Origin of the sequence: Streptomyces sp. NPDC019890, assembly GCF_044903445.1 — a bacterium.
Taxonomy (GTDB): Bacteria; Actinomycetota; Actinomycetes; order Streptomycetales; family Streptomycetaceae; genus Streptomyces.
On the sequence record NZ_JBJDQK010000002.1, the window covers coordinates 885,353 to 901,819 of the forward strand.

Sequence of the window (16,467 nt, forward strand, 5' to 3'; positions counted from 1 at the left end):
GTGGGCCCCACCGCAACGGCCATCGTAAGCGAGGACCCCACCGGGTCGGGAGGTCCGCCGTCAGCCAGGGCTGCTGTTACCCGCAAAAGAGAACGCACGGGACGCGCGGAAGGTGCCGGTGAGGTCCGAAAAGTGCTCGCATCCCTTCCCGCACGTGACCACAATCCGGGCATGGAGCCCATCACCCTCACCACCGAGCGCCTGCTGCTGCGTACTTTCTCGCCCGACGATACGGATGCGGCCTACCAGGCTTGTCAGGACCCCGACATCCAGCGGTGGACGACGGTCCCCTCGCCGTACGAGCGACGGCACGCGGAGGAGTTCACCGGGCAGATAGTGCCGGACGGCTGGCGCGCGGGCACGATGTGCACCTTCGCGGTGCTGCCGCGGACGGGCGGCCCGCTGATGGCGTCGGTGGCGGTCAGCCTGCGCACCCTCTCGGGCACCTGGGAGATCGGCTTCTGGACGGCGAAGGAGTACCGGGGCCGCGGCATCATGGCGGAGACCGTGGGCGCGGTGGCCCACTGGACCTTCACCAGGCTGGGCGCGACGCGCCTGGAGTGGCGTGCGGAGGTCGGCAACGAGGGCTCGCGGGCAGTCGCCGAGAAGGCAGGCTTCGTGGTCGAAGGGGCACTGCGCGCGGCCCTGCTCAACAAGGACACGCTCAGGGACGCCTGGGTCGGCGCGCTGCTCCCGTCGGACCTGGGGCTGCCGAGCCCCCACCCATATCTCCCGGTGCGGAGCACCTCGTGAGCCTCGGCCGAGGGTCTCTCCTCCCGGCGGCCGGACCAATTGTCAGTGCCGCCGTCTAGGGTGCCGACCATGACCACCGTGCCGTCGCCCGCCGCCGAACTGTCCGCCGACGAAGCCCGCCGCATAGCGCTGCGCGCCCAAGGATTCCTGGGCGCGCCGGACCGGCGGGGCGGGGTGCGCGGCGTGCTGCGGCATCTCGGCGCCGTACAACTGGACACGATCTCGGTGCTGGCGCGCTCGCACGAGCTGATTCCGTACGCGCGGCTGGGCGCCGTGGGCCGTCGGACGGTCGAGGATGCGTACTGGACCGAGGGGCACAGCTTCGAGTACTGGTCGCACGCCGCCTGCATCCTGCCCGTCGAGGAATGGCCGCACTTCGCCTTCCGGCGCCGCGCCTACCGCTCCCGCCCGCACTGGTCCCACGATCTGCCGGACGGGGCGTACGAGAAGGTGATCAAGCAGCTGCGCGCCGAAGGCCCGCTCACCGCGACGGAGTTGGGCGGCGCGAAGAACGGCGGCGAGTGGTGGGACTGGTCGGCCTCCAAGGTCGCCGTCGAGCGCGCCCTGATGTACGGCGAGGTGGTCTGCACCGCACGGCGCAGCTGGAAGCGGGTGTACGACCTCGCCGAGCGGGCCGTCCCCGACCACCTGCTGAACGCCGAACTGGACGACGCGGAGTGCCTGCGCCGACTGGTCCGGCTGGCCGGCGAGGCGCTCGGTGTGGGCACGCGGGCGGACATCGCGGACTACCACCGCCTCAAGGGCGAGCAGTTCGACGCTGTGGTGGCCGACTCCGGGCTGGTGCCGGTCACGGTCCAGGGCTGGTCCAAGCCAGCCTGGGCGGATCCCGAGGCACTCGCGAGCGTGCCGCGCGGCCGCCACCGCACGACCCTTCTCTCGCCGTTCGACTCACTGATCTGGGAACGGGCGCGCACCGAGCGGATCTTCGGCTTCACGCACCGCCTCGAGGCGTATGTCCCCAAGCAGAAGCGGGTGTACGGCTACTTCGCGATGCCGGTCCTCGCCGGGGGCAGACTCGTCGGCCGCGTCGACCCCGCACGCGAAGGCAGCACACTGGTGGCCAAGCAGGTCTCGCTGGAGGGCGCCAAATATGTGCCCGCCGTGGCCCAGGCACTGTCCGAGGCCGCGACCTGGGTCGGCTGCACGGACGTACGCGTGGAACGCGTGAGCCCGCCGGAACTGCATGGCTCCCTGACCCAGGCCGTCAAGGCACTCTGAGCGCGGCCAGGGGCCAACCGGACGCCCGCAGGGTCACCGGATCTCGAGGATCTTCTCCCGCATCGCGTAGACCACCGCCTCCATCCTGGAGTGGAGCTGCAGCTTCTCCAGGATGTTGCGGACGTGGTTCTTCACGGTGTTCTCCGAGATGAACAACTCCTTGGCAATATCGCGGTTGTTCATCCCGGTGGCGACGAGCTTGAGCACCTCGAGCTCCCGCTCGGTCAGCCGCGGCGCGGGCACTAGGCGCCGATCGTCCGTGCGCTGGATCATCGACTTGAACTCGGTGAGCAGCTTGGACGCCATCGACGGGCTGATCTGCGACTGCCCATCGGCCACCGCACGGATCGCCGTGGCCACTTCGTCGGTGGAGATCTCCTTGAGGAGATAGCCGGTGGCGCCCGCCTTGATCGCGTCGTAGAGGTCGGCCTCCTCGTCGCTGATCGTCAGCATGATGATCTTCGCACTGGGGGCCACCTCCTTGATCGAGGTGCACGCCTCGATGCCACCGCGCCGTGGCATCCGCACGTCCATGAGCACGATGTCGGGCAGCAGATCGGCAGCCTTGTCGACGGCCTCCGCCCCGTCGCCCGCCTCGCCGACGACCTGGATGTCCTCCTCCTGGGCGAGGACGATCTCAAGCCCTCGCCGGAACAGGGCGTGGTCGTCCACCACCAGAACCCGGATCGGCTCCTTGCGGGAGCCGCCGTGGTCGGCGCCGGTTTCGGCGACCGCGGCAGTGGCGTCGCCCGCGTCGTGAACCGGCCCGAAGCTGTCCGCCATCGTTCCTCCCCCTGAAGCCCGTGAGCCTGAAGATCATGAGTGGTCCGCCAACATCAGCACACAGCGCACCGGTTGGCTAGCGACGCCATGCTTTCATGCCCGACCGACAGCGCGATGATCCTGTGGTCGCACGGTGGTGCCCCTGGGGGCGCAGAGGGCGCACCAGGGGCACCACCGAACTGCTGACGGCGGTCAGCCGCCGAGCGCACCTCCGGCCCCGCCCGCCTCGGATCCGGCCAACGGGTCGGTCTCCAGGTGGATGACGCCATAGTCATAGGCGTGCCGTCGGTAGACGACACTGGGCTGCTTCGTCTCGGAGTCGACGAAGAGGTAGAAGTCGTGCCCGACCAGCTCCATCTCGTAGAGCGCCTGGTCGAGTGTCATCGGTGCTGCGGTGTGGATCTTCTCGCGGACCACCAGCGGTCCCTCGCCCTGCACTTCGAGCGAGCCGATCCTGGTGGTGGGAATGGATTCCGGCGCCTCTTCGACGAGCGGCCGGCCGTTGGCGTTCAACTCGGCGACGCCGGGAACGACATCGGCCACCTCGGATGCCGAAATGCGGCCGTTTCCACGGCGGTTGTGGCGCTTCTCATGCTGCTTGCGCAGGCGCGCCTCCAGTTTGCCGGTGGCCAGGTCAAGCGCTGCATACGGGTCGGCGGCCGCGGCCTCCGCCCGGATCACCGGGCCACGGGAGTGAAGTGTGATCTCCACCCGGTCGGAACGGTCGGCCTGCCGCGGGTTGTGCTCCTTGGACACCTCGACGTCCAGGCTGATCACCTTGCCGTCGAGCTTCTGGATCTTCTCCAGCTTCAGCTTCTCGGCCACGTGCTTGCGGAACCGCTCGGGCACCTCGGTCTTGCGGCCCTTGACGACGATGTCCACGCAGAACTCCGTTCCCGGATAGCCCCGCCCGCTCGCTGGCTGCGGAGCGTCTCCCTGTTGCACCAGGCCCCGATGATCACCGGAGCCTCGGACTTGGCGACTTTCACCTCCTCCTCCCCAGTCGACAAGGTCCCCACCCCACCAACTTTCGAGGTTTCGCGTCCTCGAATCCCTGGCCGGGAGCACGGCAGTGCATTCGGTGAGGTACAGCTATCGCCATTCCTCACAACCGAACATAGCTCGCTCGGACGGGTGTCGGCACCCGCTACCAGCGCGTACTTCCATTCAGGAGTTTTTCGTCTCTCACTACCTGCAACGATGCAAGTTCCCTCTCAGTTCCGGTTGATTTCGAAGGAGAGCGGAGGCACTGCGACAACCGCCGCGCTCAGCCGCAGGTATGCGGGAAATCGCAACCCGGCGGCCGCGCGGACCGCCCGCGCCGCCTCGACGAGCGAGGCCCCCGTCGTCATGAGATCGTCCACCAGCACCGCCCGGCCGCCCTCCAGAAGCCGTGCGCCGCCGGCCGTGACCTCCAGGGCCCCCGCCAGATTCGCCACCCGCTGGTGGGCCGCGAGGCCGGTTTGATCGGCCACCTCCCGCCGCTGCCGCAGTACCGGAAGCGCCCTGGCCTGCGTCCCCGTCCGCCTCAGCTCGCCCGCGGCGGCCAGCGCCATCCGCCGCGCCGCATCATGCCCCCGCGCCCTGACCGCACGCCGCGCCGACGGCATGGGTACGAGCAGCAGCGGACCCGATCCCGGTGCGGCTCTGGGCATTGCGGCCCGCACCGCCCCGGCGAGCGCGACGCCCAGGGGCCGGGCCAGCCCCAGCGCGCCCCGCTCCTTGTGGGCCAGCAGCAGGGCACGTACCGCATCGGCATACGGTGCGGCAGCATGCACCTCAGGCAGGCCTGCGGGCTCGGGCACCGGCCTGGCCGGGCGCGCCCCGGTGCCGTACAGCGCCCGCGCACACTCCTCGCACAGCGGCGTCCGAGGAGTGCCGCAGCCGCCACAGGCGACCGGCAGCACCAGACCGGAGATCTCCCTCCACCAGCCCCGCATGGCAACCACTGTGCCAACCGCCGAAGCAGCGTGCCACCCCTGTGGATAACTGTGCGAGACGGCTGCCGGACTACCCCGGGTAGACCGGCGCCGAGCCGTTCTTGACCATTGTCTGCCAGTTGGCACCGGCCGGCAGCCGCACGATGCCGTCCTCCTCCGAGTACGCCACCAGCGGGCGGGTCTCGTCGTCCGACGCCGCGACCGCCGAGACGCGATTCAGGCCGGGCAGAACGTTCGTGTCCGAAGTCGAGCCGTCCGTCTGCATATAGCGCACCTGCTGGACCCCGCCGGACTCCTTGCCGACCACCACAAGCCTGCTGGGGCCCGCCCAGGAAACGGCAGTCACCGTCTCCATCTGCGGTGCCGCGGGCCGCAGCTCCGCGACGGACACCACCTGGTTGTCCTTCGGCCCCCGGCGCTCCACGCGTCCGATCTTCAGCGTGGTCTTCCCGTCCTTGGTCAGCAGCAGCGCGATCCGTACACCGTCCGCCGAGACCTTGAGCGCCTCGATCCGCTCGCCGTCCAGGCCCGGAACGATCTTGACGATCTGCGGTCTGCCCGTGCCGCCCACCAGTCGCAGCAGCGCGGGATGGTTCGGGTCGCGGTCGGCGACCCACAGATCGCCCCGGCCGTCCCAGCTCGGCGCCGAAAGGCGGTTGGCAGGGATGTTGCCCCTGCTCTGCAGCACCGCGCCGCCCAGCTCGCCGTCCGCGATGATGGACGACACGTACAAGTGGCTGTAGTCCTTCGAGACCGCCGCCGCGGTGCGCTCGTCACGGGCCACACCGACCACGCTGATCGGCAGCCCGCCGCTTCCGAACGGCCCCAGCACGTTCTCCGGCACGCCTATGTCCTTCGAGCCGCCCGCCAGCAGCGCCAGCCGGTTCTTGCTGTCGACGAAGTACTGGTTGATCGGCCTGCCCGAGACATGATCCTGCGCGTAACCCTCGGCCTGGCCGCTGTTGAGGACACACAGCTGCGAGCCGTTCGCGCGCTGCAGCTCCACCTGCTCGACCCGGGTGGAAGACAGCTCCCTCAGGGTGAACAGGATCTGTGCCGCCATCTTCGTGCACTGCGGGCGGCCCACATTCGACGCTTTCTCATTGAGCGGCACCTTCAGCCCGTTCCGGTCGTCGAACGTCAGCGACTTGGTGCCCTCCTTCAGCGCCGTACCGGTCGGGAGAGGCGACTCGACCACGGGCTTCAGCCAGTTCGTCGGCCCGTCGAGCAGTGCCTTGACCGACTGGGTCACGGGATCCATCCGCGTCACCGGATCGAGGCGCTGCCGTATGTAGACCGGGTCGGCCACCAGGACGTTCCGCCCGGACGCGAAGTAGTACTTGTTGACCGAGAGGTAGTTGCGCTGGAAGTCGGACGCGCCGAGCACCAGCCCCGGCTGCAGGTTGTCGATACGCCACTCCTTGCCGTCCGGGCCGCTCTGCTGCGACAGATGGATCGTCCGGTGGAACTCGGTGGGCGTCACCGGCTGATAGGCGTGCTGGGAGTCCACCGTGGCGATCTGCTTGCCGACCAGCTGATAGTCCATCCCCGGGTTGTCTCTGCCGCCGAGGCTGGCCTGTCCCGGGTCCGGCGCAGCCGACAGCACGGTGGTGCTCGCCTCCGGCCGCCACTTCTGCGATGTCTCCGGCGTCAGATACGTGCGGGCGGTGGCGAAATTGGAATCGTCGCTGGTCATCGCCTCCAGGAAGCCCGTGACAATCTCGCTGGGCGTCGCTCCCTTGCGCGGTGGCACCGCATACACCCGCACCTGGGTGTCCGCGCGCTGGGACGCCTTCACGGCATGGATGTCACCGCTGTCGGGCATCGACGCACACCCTGCCAGCACACCGGTGCAGCCGAGCAGCGCGAATGCGGTGAGCGCGCCTCGGCGTCCGCCGCGACGGGGGTCAGCGCCCACGAGTCGTGTCCTCCCGGTCCGAAGAAACCTGCTGTGCCGATTCGTCGTGCCGCTCCCCCGCCGGACGCGCCACCACCCGGGCGCCACTGCCCGGCAGCGCCGCCGGGTTCACACCCGTCGGGACCTTGCGGGGCGGCACCGGAACAGCCGGCGGAACAGGCAGCCGCGAGCGGTCCGTCACCGGCTGAGCGGGTACGGACGCCAGCCGGTGCCCGTTCGCCTGCGGAATCACGGACTGGGCGCGCTCCCGGTTCTGCCGCGAGTCCTCCGGCTCCAGCGGTATCGGCGACCCGCGCAGCGGCTCGTCCGCCGTACGCGGCAGGGTCAGCCGGAACTGCGAACCCCCACCGGGCTCGCCCCATGCCTGCAGCCAGCCTCCGTGCAGCCGGGCGTCCTCGACCGCGATCGACAGACCGAGGCCGGTGCCGCCGGTGGTACGGGCGCGCGCCGGGTCGGCCCGCCAGAAGCGGTTGAAGACCCGGGTCGCTTCGCCCGGCTTCAGCCCCACCCCGTAGTCGCGCACGGCGACCGCGACGGCCCCACCGGCCGCTGCCATCCGCACCACCACGTCCCGGCCCTCGCCGTGCTCGACGGCGTTGACGACCAGGTTGCGCAGCACGCGCTCCACGCGCCGGGCGTCGGCCTCAGCCACGACCGGCTGCTCGTCGCCGATCACCCGTATCCGGCTGCCCTTGCGCTCGGCCAGCGGCTCGGCACCGCCGATCACCCGGCGTACGACCTCGCGCAGATCTATCGGCTCGGCTTCCAGCGCTGCCGCACCCGCGTCGAAGCGACTGATCTCGAGCAGATCGGAGAGCAGCGACTCGAAGCGGTCGAGCTGATCCCCGAGGAGCTCGGCGGAACGCGCCGTCACCGGATCGAAGTCGATACGCGCCTCATGAATGACATCGGCGGCCATCCGTACGGTCGTCAGCGGCGTACGCAGCTCGTGCGAGACGTCCGAGACGAAGCGCCGCTGCATGCGGGAGAGCTCCTCCAGCTGCTGGATCTTGAGCTGGAGGTTCTGCGCCATCTTGTTGAAGGCCTCGCCAAGCCTCGCGATGTCGTCCTCGCCGGTGACCTTCATCCGCTCCTGGAGGCGGCCCGCGGAGAGCCGCTCGGCGATCCCCGCGGCCATTCGTACGGGCGTGACGATCTGCCGCACCACAAGCCAGGCAATGGCTCCCAGCAGGACGACCACGAACAGCCCGGCCGTGGCGAGGGTCCCCCTGACCAGGCTGAGCGACTGCTCCTCCTGAGCCAGCGGGAAGAGGTAGTACAGCTCGTAGGGATTGCCCTCGATGTCGTTCAGCCGCGTACCGACGACCAGCCCGGGCTCCGGTTCGTGCTCGTCGTTGGTGTACTTGATCCGGATGTACGTCTCGTACGTCCCGGTCCCCTTGTCGACCGCTTCCCGCAGGTCCTCGGGGATGCTCGCGAAGTCCACGCTCCCCGAGGTCCGGGGGCCGCGGCTGGAGCCCGCGTCCTCGGAGTCGGCGCTCAGCGCCACCACATTGAAGGCACCCTGGCCACCGCTGGCGAGCTGCTCCACCAGATCGGACCGCCAGGAGCTCCTGGCCGTCCTGCCGTCCGTGCCGGCACCGTCCTGGCCGCCGGGCCGGGTGGGCGCGTTCGCCTTCTCCCGGGCCACGGCGAAGCCACCGGCGGCCTGGCTCTGGGCGGCCCTGCCCTTGGCGTCGAGCAGCCCGTTGCGCACCTGCCCGATGACGACAAGCCCGAGCAGCAGCACCACGCCGAGCGACATCAGCAGGGTGGTCGCGACCACCCTGAGCTGGATGTTCCGCCGCCACAGCCGGATCGCCGGCAGCAGCGGACGGCGCACCCAGCGCACGACCAGCCGCAGAATCGGGCCCCCCGGCGCACTGTCCTGGAGCTGCCGTCCGCCCAGACGGCCGAATCGCGAGTGGTCATGACCCGGTCCGGCAGCCCGCCCCGTACGGACTCCCGGTTCTCCGGGCTTCGGAGCAACGCTGCTTCGGGGCATGTCAGCTCGGCCCGGCCTTGTACCCGACACCACGGACGGTCACCACGATCTCCGGGCGCTCCGGGTCCTTCTCGACCTTGGACCGCAACCGCTGTACATGCACATTGACCAGCCTGGTGTCCGCGGCGTGGCGGTAGCCCCACACCTGCTCGAGCAGCACCTCGCGGGTGAACACCTGCCAGGGCTTGCGGGCGAGCGCGACCAGCAGGTCGAACTCGAGCGGGGTCAGGGCGATCGACTGCCCGTCCCGCTTCACAGAGTGACCGGCCACATCAATGACCAGGTCCCCGATCGCCAGCTGCTCCGGCGCAGGCTCCTCCGACCTCCTCAGCCGCGCCCGGATCCGGGCGACCAGCTCCTTCGGCTTGAACGGTTTGACGATGTAGTCATCGGCCCCGGACTCCAGGCCGACCACCACATCCACGGTGTCGCTCTTGGCCGTGAGCATCACGATGGGCACGCCGGACTCGGCCCTGATCAGCCGGCACACCTCGATGCCGTCCCGTCCGGGCAGCATGAGATCCAGCAGTACAAGATCCGGCTTGGCCTCACGGAAAGCGGCAAGTGCCTTGTCACCGTCCGCTACGAACGACGGCTCGAAACCTTCACCACGCAGCACAATCCCGAGCATCTCGGCCAGTGCGGTGTCGTCGTCGACGACAAGGACTCGTCCCTTCATATTCGACATCATCCCATTAGCTAATCGTTACCTGGCGTGACCTGGCACACAGCTCCGCTATTCCACCCCCGCTGACCGGGGACAACGCTCCCTGCTCGGTGACGATCGCCGTCACCAGATCCGGGGGTGTGACATCAAAAGCCGGGTTGTACGCCTGCGTGCCCAACGGCGCAACCTGCAGCCCTCCACTCACTCCTCCAGCCACCGCAGTATGCGGCGCGGAGACCTCTGTGACCTCCTGTCCAGGCCGTTGCTCCACCTCTATCGACGCCCCGTTCGGCGTGCTCAGGTCCATCGTCGTCGTCGGCGCGACCACGATGAACGGCACACGGTGGTACTTCGCCAGCACCGCGAGCGGGTAGCTCCCCACCTTGTTCGCCACCGAGCCGTCGGCGGCGATCCGGTCGGCCCCGATCAGTACCGCATCCACCTCTCCCGCCGCGAAGAGCGATCCCGCAGCATTGTCCGTGAGCAATGTGTACGGCATTCCGCTCCGCGCCGCCTCATATGCGGTCAGCCTCGCACCTTGCAGCAAGGGCCTCGTCTCGTCCACCCACAGCCGCCGCAGCCGGCCCGCGCGGTGCGCCATGAGCGCGACGGCGAACGCGGTGCCCTCCCCGCCGGAGACCAGCGCGCCGGTGTTGCAGTGGGTGAGAATCCGGTGCCCGCCGCCCGGCAGCAGTTCGTCGAGCAGCGCCAGGCCCTGCTCGGCCATCCGGACGCTGGCCTCGGCGTCCTCCCGGTGCAGTGCCTTGGCCGCGGCGAGCGCCGCCTGTGCCGCCTGCTCCGCGTTCTCGCCCTTGCTCACCGACGCCCGGTAGGCGGCAGCCGCCCGCCGCACCCCGTACCCCAGGTTCACCGCGGTGGGCCGCGCCCCCTCCAGCAGCGCCACCGCCTCGTCCACGTCGTAACCCCGCTCGGCAGCGAGAGCCACCCCGTAGGCGCCGGCGATGCCCAGCAGCGGCGCCCCGCGCACGGCGAGTGTCTGGATCGCCCGCACCAGGGCAGGCACATCTGTGCAGACCAGTTCGACCTCCTCGGCGGGCAGCCGGGTCTGGTCGAGCAGCACCAGCACGGGCCCTTCCGGCGGCTCGTCCCAGCGCAGTGCCGGAAGCGCGGGAGGCTCGATCCCGACCGGGTTTTGTACGAACTGATCAGCCATCCGCCCAGTCTGCCCGGTGAGCGACCGACAATGAAGGTGCGAAGGAGATAGAGGCCCCCGCCCACCAGCAAGCCACGCGTGGCACGATGGCTGCCAACCTGCCGCCCCGCCAAGGGGACAGGCACCGTGAACGTGCTGGTTCGCCGAGCCGGCCCCGCGATCAATCCTTGAGGTGGACGACCGTGAATGACACTCCGGGCTGGGCCTCGCCCGGATCTGCTCCCTCCGACGGGCAGGACGCAGGTGTGCCCCGGCCCACCGAGCCCGCCGACGGGACCGGCCCCGCCTCGAAGTGGTCCAAGGAGCAGCCGCCCCCAGGACAGTGGTCCCCGCCGACCGCCCACGGTGCGAACCGCCCGCCTGCGCCACCTCCCGCCCCCGGCTGGGGCGGCGGTCAGCCGAACAGCAACTGGGGTCGGCCACCGGCCGCCAAGCCCGGCGTCATCCCGCTCCGGCCGCTGGGCGTCGGGGAGATCCTCGACGGCGCGGTGTCGACGCTGCGCGCCCACTGGCGCACGGTGCTGGGCGTCACGATCACCGTCTCGGTGATCTCCCAGATCTGCAACATCCTCGTCGAGCGCTACCTGCTGCCCGACCCGCCCGAGGTCGACCCGGACGCGACCCCCTCGGAGGCGCTGCGGCAGTCCGTGGACTCGCTTCAGTCCAGCCTGCTCGCCATGGGCCCGTCCCTGATCATCACCATGATCGCCACACTCTTCACGACGGCCCTTCTCACGGTGGTGATCAGCCGCTCGGTACTGGGCCGCCCGGTAACGCTCTCCGACGCCTGGCACGAGGCACGGCCCCGGCTGCCCCAACTGCTGGGCCTGACCGTGCTGTTGCCCATCATGAGCGCAGCCATCATGACCGTTGCGATTCTGCCCGGCCTGCTGCTGGGCACCGGTGCCGGAATCGCGCTGTCCGTGATCCTGGGCCTCGTGGCCTGCGTCGTCATCCTCTGGCTGATGATCCGGTTCGCCCTCGCCTCTCCCGCCCTGATGCTGGAGCGCCAGGGTGTCATCGCCTCCCTGCGCCGCTCCGCCAAACTGGTCCAGGGCGCCTGGTGGCGGACCTTCGGCATCGTGGCGCTGACGCTGCTGCTGACCCTGCTGGTGGCGATGATCATCGCGGTGCCGTTCAGCCTGATCGCGTTCGCGGTGGACGGCAGCGCATTCAGCGACCTGTTCTCCGGAAACAACCCCGACTTCGGCTGGCCGTTCCTGATCATCACGGGTATCGGCTCGGTCATCGCATCGTCCATCACGTACCCCATCTCCGCCGGGGTGACCGTCCTCCTCTACATCGACCAGCGCATCCGCCGCGAGGCCCTCGACCTGGAACTCGCGCGGGCCGCGGGAGTCCCCGGCTACGGCTCCGGGCGGCCGGGCGACAGCTCCGCCAGGAGCTGATGCGGTGTCCACCACGGGGGGCGTGATGACGGTGCGGCTGCCGATCCGCACGAGCGACGACGTACCGGTGGACACTCCCCGCATCCCCGCCCGGGAGGCGGCGGAGCGGGAGCTGTCCAAGCCGATGTACCACGAGAACGACCCGAGCCTGCTCCAGCGCGCGCTCGACCGCTTCTGGGACTGGGTCGGCGGCCTCTTCGACTCCGCATCCGGGGCCGCCCCCGGTGGCCCACTCGGCCTCGTCGTCATCGTCCTGCTGGTCATTGGCCTGGTCGCCGCCCTCTGGTGGCGTCTCGGCACACCGCGGCGCACTCCTGGCTCCGCGGACTCCCTCTTCGACGACAGCCCGCGCAGCGCATCCGAACACCGCGCCGCCGCCGAGGACCACGCCGCCGCCGGACGCTGGAACCAGGCCGTCCAAGAACGCATGCGCGCCATCGTCCGCGCTCTGGAGGAGCGGGCCCTTCTCGACCCGCGGCCCGGCCGCACCGCCGACGAGGCAGCCGCCGAAGCCGGCCGCTCCCTGCCGGGCCACGCCGACGGACTGCGGGCCTCCGCCAGGGAGTTCGACGACGTCACATACGGCGGCCGCACCGCCGACCGGCAGGCATATCTGCGTCTGCGGGATCTCGACCTGGAACTGGAGCGCGCCAAGCCCCAACTGAGCGACGCGGCCCAAGGAGCAGGGCAATGACCGGGACCACCGTCAGCGCCACTTCGATGGATCCCACCAGTCGCCAGGTGTGGACCCGCACCCGTGGCCTGCTGCTCACGCTCATCATCCTCGTAGCAGCCGGGATCGCCATGGCCGCGCTGCGCTCCGGGGACCAGCACGGCCGCCTCGACCCCCGCTCCGCCGACCGCTACGGCAGCCGCGCCGTCGCCGAACTCCTCAAGGACCGTGGTGTCTCCACCCACGTGGTCACCACTCTCGACGATGCCGCCACGGCGACGGGCCCCGATGTCACCCTTCTCGTTACCACTCCCGGCCTGCTGACGGAACGCCAGCAACAGGCTCTCCGCACCGCGACGGCCAACTCCGGCGGACGCACGGTCCTCCTCTCCGCCGACAGCACCTCGCTCGGCACACTGGCCCCCGGCGTCCGCAGCGAAGTCCCGGCCCGGGTCGCGGCACGCGACCCCCAGTGCTCCCTCCCCGCGGCGCAGCGAGCCGGCAGTGCCGAACTCGGCGGTGAGCGGTACTCCACCGAGAAGCCCGGCGCCGACAGTTGCTACCCGAGCAACGGCCTGCCCACCCTTCTGAGGATCGACGACCCCGGCAACGGGGACACCGTCCTGCTCGGTTCGCCCGACATCCTCTACAACGAACGCCTGGACAAGCACGGCAACGCCTCCCTCGCCCTCCAACTCCTCGGTTCGCGCACCCATCTGGTCTGGTACCTCCCTTCACTCAGCGATACCTCCGCCGCACGAGACGGCACCGACGGCGACAGCTCGTTCCTCGACCTTGTCCCGGCAGGCTGGCTCTGGGGGACACTCCAGCTCGCCATCGCCGCCGTCCTGGCCGCCATTTGGCGCGCCCGCCGACTGGGCCCCCTGGTCACCGAACGGCTTCCCGTGGCCATCCGCGCATCCGAGTCCACCGAGGGCCGCGCCCGCCTCTATCGCAAGGTGAACGCCCGGGACCGTGCGGCTGCGACCATGCGCTCGGCCACCCGCACCCGCCTTGCCGCGCTGCTCGGCGTCCCACCTGCCGACGCCCACGCCCCCGAGGCCCTGCTCCCGGCCGTCTCGGCCCACCTCCCCCATAACGACCGGGACCTCAAGAATCTGCTCTTCGGCCCGGCACCCGCCGACGACACTGCTCTCATCCGCCTGGCTGACCAACTCGACGCCCTCGAAAGAGAGGTACGCACTTCATGACCGCCCCGACCCCCGAGACGGCTGAGAACTCGGACCGCGCCCGGACCTCCCTGGAGGCCCTGCGCACCGAGATCGCCAAGGCCGTGGTCGGCCAGGACCCCGCTGTCACCGGGCTCGTCGTGGCCCTGCTCTGCCGTGGCCACGTCCTCCTCGAAGGAGTGCCGGGCGTCGCCAAGACACTCCTGGTTCGCACCCTCGCGGCCTCCCTCGAACTCGACACCAAGCGTGTCCAGTTCACCCCCGATCTCATGCCGAGCGATGTCACCGGCTCGCTCGTCTACGACGCACGCACCGCCGAGTTTTCGTTCCAACCCGGCCCTGTCTTCACCAACTTGCTTCTCGCGGACGAGATCAACCGCACGCCGCCCAAGACCCAGTCATCGCTCCTGGAGGCGATGGAGGAGCGCCAGGTCACGGTCGACGGCACACCTCGCCTGCTGCCCGAACCGTTCCTGGTCGCCGCAACCCAGAACCCGGTTGAGTACGAAGGCACTTACCCCCTGCCGGAAGCCCAACTGGATCGCTTCCTCCTCAAGCTGACGGTCCCGTTGCCCAGCCGCGAGGACGAGATCAGCGTCCTGACCCGGCATGCCGAAGGCTTCAATCCCCGCGACCTGCAGGCTGCGGGCGTGCGCCCCGTCGCCGGACCGGCCGACCTGGAAGCGGCTCGTGCCGCCGTCGCCAAGACCTCGATCTCCGCCGAAATCGCAGGCTACGTCGTCGATATCTGCCGTGCCACGCGTGAATCCCCCTCACTCACCCTCGGTGTGTCCCCCCGAGGCGCAACAGCCCTGCTCTCCACCGCTCGAGCGTGGGCCTGGCTCACCGGCCGCGACTACGTCATCCCCGACGATGTGAAGGCCCTGGCCCTGCCCACCCTGCGCCACCGGATCCAGCTCCGGCCCGAAGCGGAGATGGAAGGAGTCACCCCCGACTCCGTCATCACCGCGATCCTCACCCACGTGCCAGTCCCCCGCTGAGGAACTGCCCCATGGCCCTCACCGGACGAACCGCACTCCTCGCCGCTCTCGGCTCTCTCCCCGTGGGCATCCTGGCTCCGAGCTGGACCGGGATGCTCGCTGTCAATGCGCCTCTCTCACTGGCAATCTTGTGCGACTACGTCCTCGCCGCGCCAGTGCGAACGCTCCGATTCACCCGAAGCGGTGACACATCAGTTCGACTGGGTGACAGTGCCGAAGTCCAACTGACCGTCACCAACCCCTCCAGCCGCCGTCTGCGCGCCCACCTGCGCGACGCCTGGCCCCCGAGCAGCTGGCACACCGGCACCGAACAGGCGGCATGCCGCCACAAGCTGACCGTTCCCGCCGGTGAACGCCGTCGGCTCACCACCGTCCTGCGCCCCACGCGCCGCGGCGACCGCCACGCAGAACGGGTCACCGTCCGCTCGTACGGCCCACTCGGCCTCGCTGCCCGCCAGGGCAACCACAGAGTCCCCTGGACCGTTCGCGTCCTGCCGCCCTTCACCAGTCGTAAGCATCTGCCCTCCAGACTGGCCAGGCTGCGCGAGCTCGACGGCCGTACCAGCGTCCTGATCCGCGGCCAGGGCACCGAATTCGACAGCCTTCGCGACTACGTCCCCGGCGACGACACCCGTTCCATCGACTGGCGAGCCACCGCCCGCCAGACCACAGTCGCCGTACGTACCTGGCGACCCGAACGCGACCGCCACATCCTCGTCGTACTCGACACCGGCCGCACCTCGGCGGGCCGCGTCGGAGATGTCCCTCGCCTCGACGCGGCCATGGACGCCGCGCTGCTCCTCACAGCACTGGCCTCACGTGCAGGCGACCGTGTGGACCTCCTCGCCTATGACCGCCGCATCCGCGCCCAGGTCCAGGGCCGCTCCGGCGGTGACCTGCTGCCCGCGCTGGTCAACGCGCTCGCTCCGCTGGAACCCGAACTCGTCGAAACCGACGCCCGCGGCCTCAGCGCCACCGCGCTCACCAGCGCCCCCCGCCGTTCCCTGATCGTGCTGCTCACCAGCCTCGACGCCGCGCCCATCGAAGAGGGACTACTGCCTGTCCTCCCGCAGCTCACACAACGGCACACCGTGCTCGTGGCTTCGGTGGCAGACCCTCACATCCAGCAGATGTCCACGTCCCGCGGCACTATCGAGGCGGTGTACGACGCGGCGGCGGGCGCCCAGGCCCAAGCCCAGCGCCGCCGAACGGCAGAACAGCTTCAACGGCATGGCGTCACCGTCGTCGACGCCACCCCGGACAACCTCGCGCCTGCCCTCGCGGATGCGTACCTCGCGCTGAAGGCTGCCGGTCGCCTCTGAGAGGGCCGGGTATTGGATTTCGGATTGGATGCCGCGCGGCCGACGCATGAGGGCCTGGCTGTTTGGCCCCGGAACGCAGAAAAGCCCCGCACCAGAAGGTGCGGGGCTTCCCCACAATAATTGTTCGGCGGCGTCCTACTCTCCCACAGGGTCCCCCCTGCAGTACCATCGGCGCTGAAAGGCTTAGCTTCCGGGTTCGGAATGTAACCGGGCGTTTCCCTAACGCAATGACCACCGAAACTCTATGAAAATATTGAACTCAAGCCGGCCAAAAGGCGAGTTCGTTACTTCAGAACATACACAGTGGACGCGAGCAACTGAGGACAAGCCCTCGGCCTATTAGTACCAGTCAGCTCCACCCCTTACAGGGCTTCCACATCTGGCCTATCAACC

The 16,467-nt window shown here is 69.7% G+C and carries 14 protein-coding genes and 1 rRNA gene; 7 read left to right on the top strand and 8 right to left on the bottom strand.

Annotated elements, in window-relative coordinates; all coding sequences use genetic code 11:
* Nucleotides 1-171 precede the first annotated feature (171 nt).
* Both ACI2LP_RS08320 and ACI2LP_RS08325 read left to right on the top strand, forming a co-directional pair.
* Nucleotides 172-753, top strand: a complete 582-nt coding sequence (locus ACI2LP_RS08320; protein ID WP_404723720.1) for a GNAT family N-acetyltransferase — start codon at nt 172-174, stop codon at nt 751-753.
* 69 nt (nt 754-822) lie between these two features.
* Nucleotides 823-1,992: a winged helix-turn-helix domain-containing protein gene (locus tag ACI2LP_RS08325; protein ID WP_404723721.1), complete on the top strand. Its 1,170-nt coding sequence runs from the start codon at nt 823-825 to the stop codon at nt 1,990-1,992.
* 33 nt (nt 1,993-2,025) lie between these two features.
* Here the strand turns inward: ACI2LP_RS08325 and ACI2LP_RS08330 are convergent, their stop codons facing one another.
* The 7 genes from ACI2LP_RS08330 to mtnA form a co-directional block, all read right to left on the bottom strand.
* Nucleotides 2,026-2,775, bottom strand: a complete 750-nt coding sequence (locus tag ACI2LP_RS08330) for a response regulator (RefSeq protein ID WP_404723722.1) — start codon at nt 2,773-2,775, stop codon at nt 2,026-2,028.
* Nucleotides 2,776-2,967: 192 nt separating this feature from the next.
* Complete coding sequence (gene hpf / locus ACI2LP_RS08335) at nt 2,968-3,657, bottom strand: ribosome hibernation-promoting factor, HPF/YfiA family (protein ID WP_360883180.1); 690 nt, start codon at nt 3,655-3,657, stop codon at nt 2,968-2,970.
* 332 nt (nt 3,658-3,989) lie between these two features.
* Nucleotides 3,990-4,715 carry a ComF family protein gene (locus tag ACI2LP_RS08340; protein ID WP_404723723.1) on the bottom strand — a complete coding sequence of 242 codons (726 nt, stop codon included), beginning with the start codon at nt 4,713-4,715 and terminating at the stop codon, nt 3,990-3,992.
* A 70-nt stretch (nt 4,716-4,785) separates the two neighbouring features.
* Nucleotides 4,786-6,633, bottom strand: a complete 1,848-nt coding sequence (locus tag ACI2LP_RS08345; protein ID WP_404723724.1) for an LpqB family beta-propeller domain-containing protein — start codon at nt 6,631-6,633, stop codon at nt 4,786-4,788.
* Nucleotides 6,623-8,638 (bottom strand): MtrAB system histidine kinase MtrB, encoded by a 2,016-nt coding sequence (gene mtrB / locus ACI2LP_RS08350; protein ID WP_404723725.1) that lies wholly within the window; start codon nt 8,636-8,638, stop codon nt 6,623-6,625. Before mtrB ends, ACI2LP_RS08345 begins: the two co-directional genes overlap by 11 nt.
* Before the next feature lies 1 nt (nt 8,639).
* On the bottom strand, nt 8,640-9,329 hold the full coding sequence (gene mtrA, locus ACI2LP_RS08355) for a two-component system response regulator MtrA (protein WP_351232597.1): 690 nt from the start codon (nt 9,327-9,329) through the stop codon (nt 8,640-8,642).
* 4 nt (nt 9,330-9,333) lie between these two features.
* A complete protein-coding gene (gene mtnA / locus ACI2LP_RS08360) occupies nt 9,334-10,479 on the bottom strand; it encodes an S-methyl-5-thioribose-1-phosphate isomerase (protein ID WP_404723726.1) in 1,146 nt (381 codons plus the stop codon).
* Between the two features lie 182 nt (nt 10,480-10,661).
* Here mtnA and ACI2LP_RS08365 point away from each other — a divergent pair, with 182 nt between their 5' ends.
* Genes ACI2LP_RS08365 through ACI2LP_RS08385 form a run of 5 tightly spaced genes read left to right on the top strand, consistent with a single transcriptional unit; the run spans nt 10,662 to nt 16,074 of the window.
* The gene (locus ACI2LP_RS08365; RefSeq protein WP_404723727.1) at nt 10,662-11,888 is read left to right on the top strand and encodes a hypothetical protein; all 1,227 of its coding nucleotides are present in this window, start codon (nt 10,662-10,664) and stop codon (nt 11,886-11,888) included.
* Nucleotides 11,889-11,892: 4 nt separating this feature from the next.
* Nucleotides 11,893-12,582: a DUF4129 domain-containing protein gene (locus ACI2LP_RS08370; protein ID WP_404723728.1), complete on the top strand. Its 690-nt coding sequence runs from the start codon at nt 11,893-11,895 to the stop codon at nt 12,580-12,582.
* The gene (locus ACI2LP_RS08375) at nt 12,579-13,772 is read left to right on the top strand and encodes a DUF4350 domain-containing protein (RefSeq protein ID WP_404723729.1); all 1,194 of its coding nucleotides are present in this window, start codon (nt 12,579-12,581) and stop codon (nt 13,770-13,772) included. The genes ACI2LP_RS08370 and ACI2LP_RS08375 overlap by 4 nt, the downstream gene beginning before the upstream one ends.
* Entirely contained in the window at nt 13,769-14,752 is a 984-nt protein-coding gene (locus ACI2LP_RS08380; protein ID WP_404723730.1) for an AAA family ATPase, read from the top strand. The genes ACI2LP_RS08375 and ACI2LP_RS08380 overlap by 4 nt, the downstream gene beginning before the upstream one ends.
* An 11-nt stretch (nt 14,753-14,763) precedes the next feature.
* Nucleotides 14,764-16,074: a DUF58 domain-containing protein gene (locus tag ACI2LP_RS08385; protein ID WP_404723731.1), complete on the top strand. Its 1,311-nt coding sequence runs from the start codon at nt 14,764-14,766 to the stop codon at nt 16,072-16,074.
* Nucleotides 16,075-16,196: 122 nt separating this feature from the next.
* On the opposite strand, the gene rrf is transcribed toward ACI2LP_RS08385, so the two are convergent.
* A 5S ribosomal RNA gene (gene rrf, locus ACI2LP_RS08390) occupies nt 16,197-16,313 on the bottom strand.
* Between the last annotated feature and the right edge of the window lie 154 nt (nt 16,314-16,467).

What these genes read in the sequence shown, in the direction of transcription:
- ACI2LP_RS08375 (WP_404723729.1), top strand. Translation starts at nt 12,579, where the DNA reads ATGACCGGGACCACCGTCAGCGCCACTTCGATGGATCCCACCAGTCGC.
- ACI2LP_RS08385 (WP_404723731.1), top strand. Translation starts at nt 14,764, where the DNA reads ATGGCCCTCACCGGACGAACCGCACTCCTCGCCGCTCTCGGCTCTCTC.
- ACI2LP_RS08325 (WP_404723721.1), top strand. Translation starts at nt 823, where the DNA reads ATGACCACCGTGCCGTCGCCCGCCGCCGAACTGTCCGCCGACGAAGCC.
- ACI2LP_RS08330 (WP_404723722.1), bottom strand. Translation starts at nt 2,775, where the DNA reads ATGGCGGACAGCTTCGGGCCGGTTCACGACGCGGGCGACGCCACTGCC.
- mtrA (WP_351232597.1), bottom strand. Translation starts at nt 9,329, where the DNA reads ATGATGTCGAATATGAAGGGACGAGTCCTTGTCGTCGACGACGACACC.
- ACI2LP_RS08380 (WP_404723730.1), top strand. Translation starts at nt 13,769, where the DNA reads ATGACCGCCCCGACCCCCGAGACGGCTGAGAACTCGGACCGCGCCCGG.
- ACI2LP_RS08340 (WP_404723723.1), bottom strand. Translation starts at nt 4,715, where the DNA reads ATGCGGGGCTGGTGGAGGGAGATCTCCGGTCTGGTGCTGCCGGTCGCC.
- mtnA (WP_404723726.1), bottom strand. Translation starts at nt 10,479, where the DNA reads ATGGCTGATCAGTTCGTACAAAACCCGGTCGGGATCGAGCCTCCCGCG.
- ACI2LP_RS08320 (WP_404723720.1), top strand. Translation starts at nt 172, where the DNA reads ATGGAGCCCATCACCCTCACCACCGAGCGCCTGCTGCTGCGTACTTTC.
- mtrB (WP_404723725.1), bottom strand. Translation starts at nt 8,638, where the DNA reads ATGCCCCGAAGCAGCGTTGCTCCGAAGCCCGGAGAACCGGGAGTCCGT.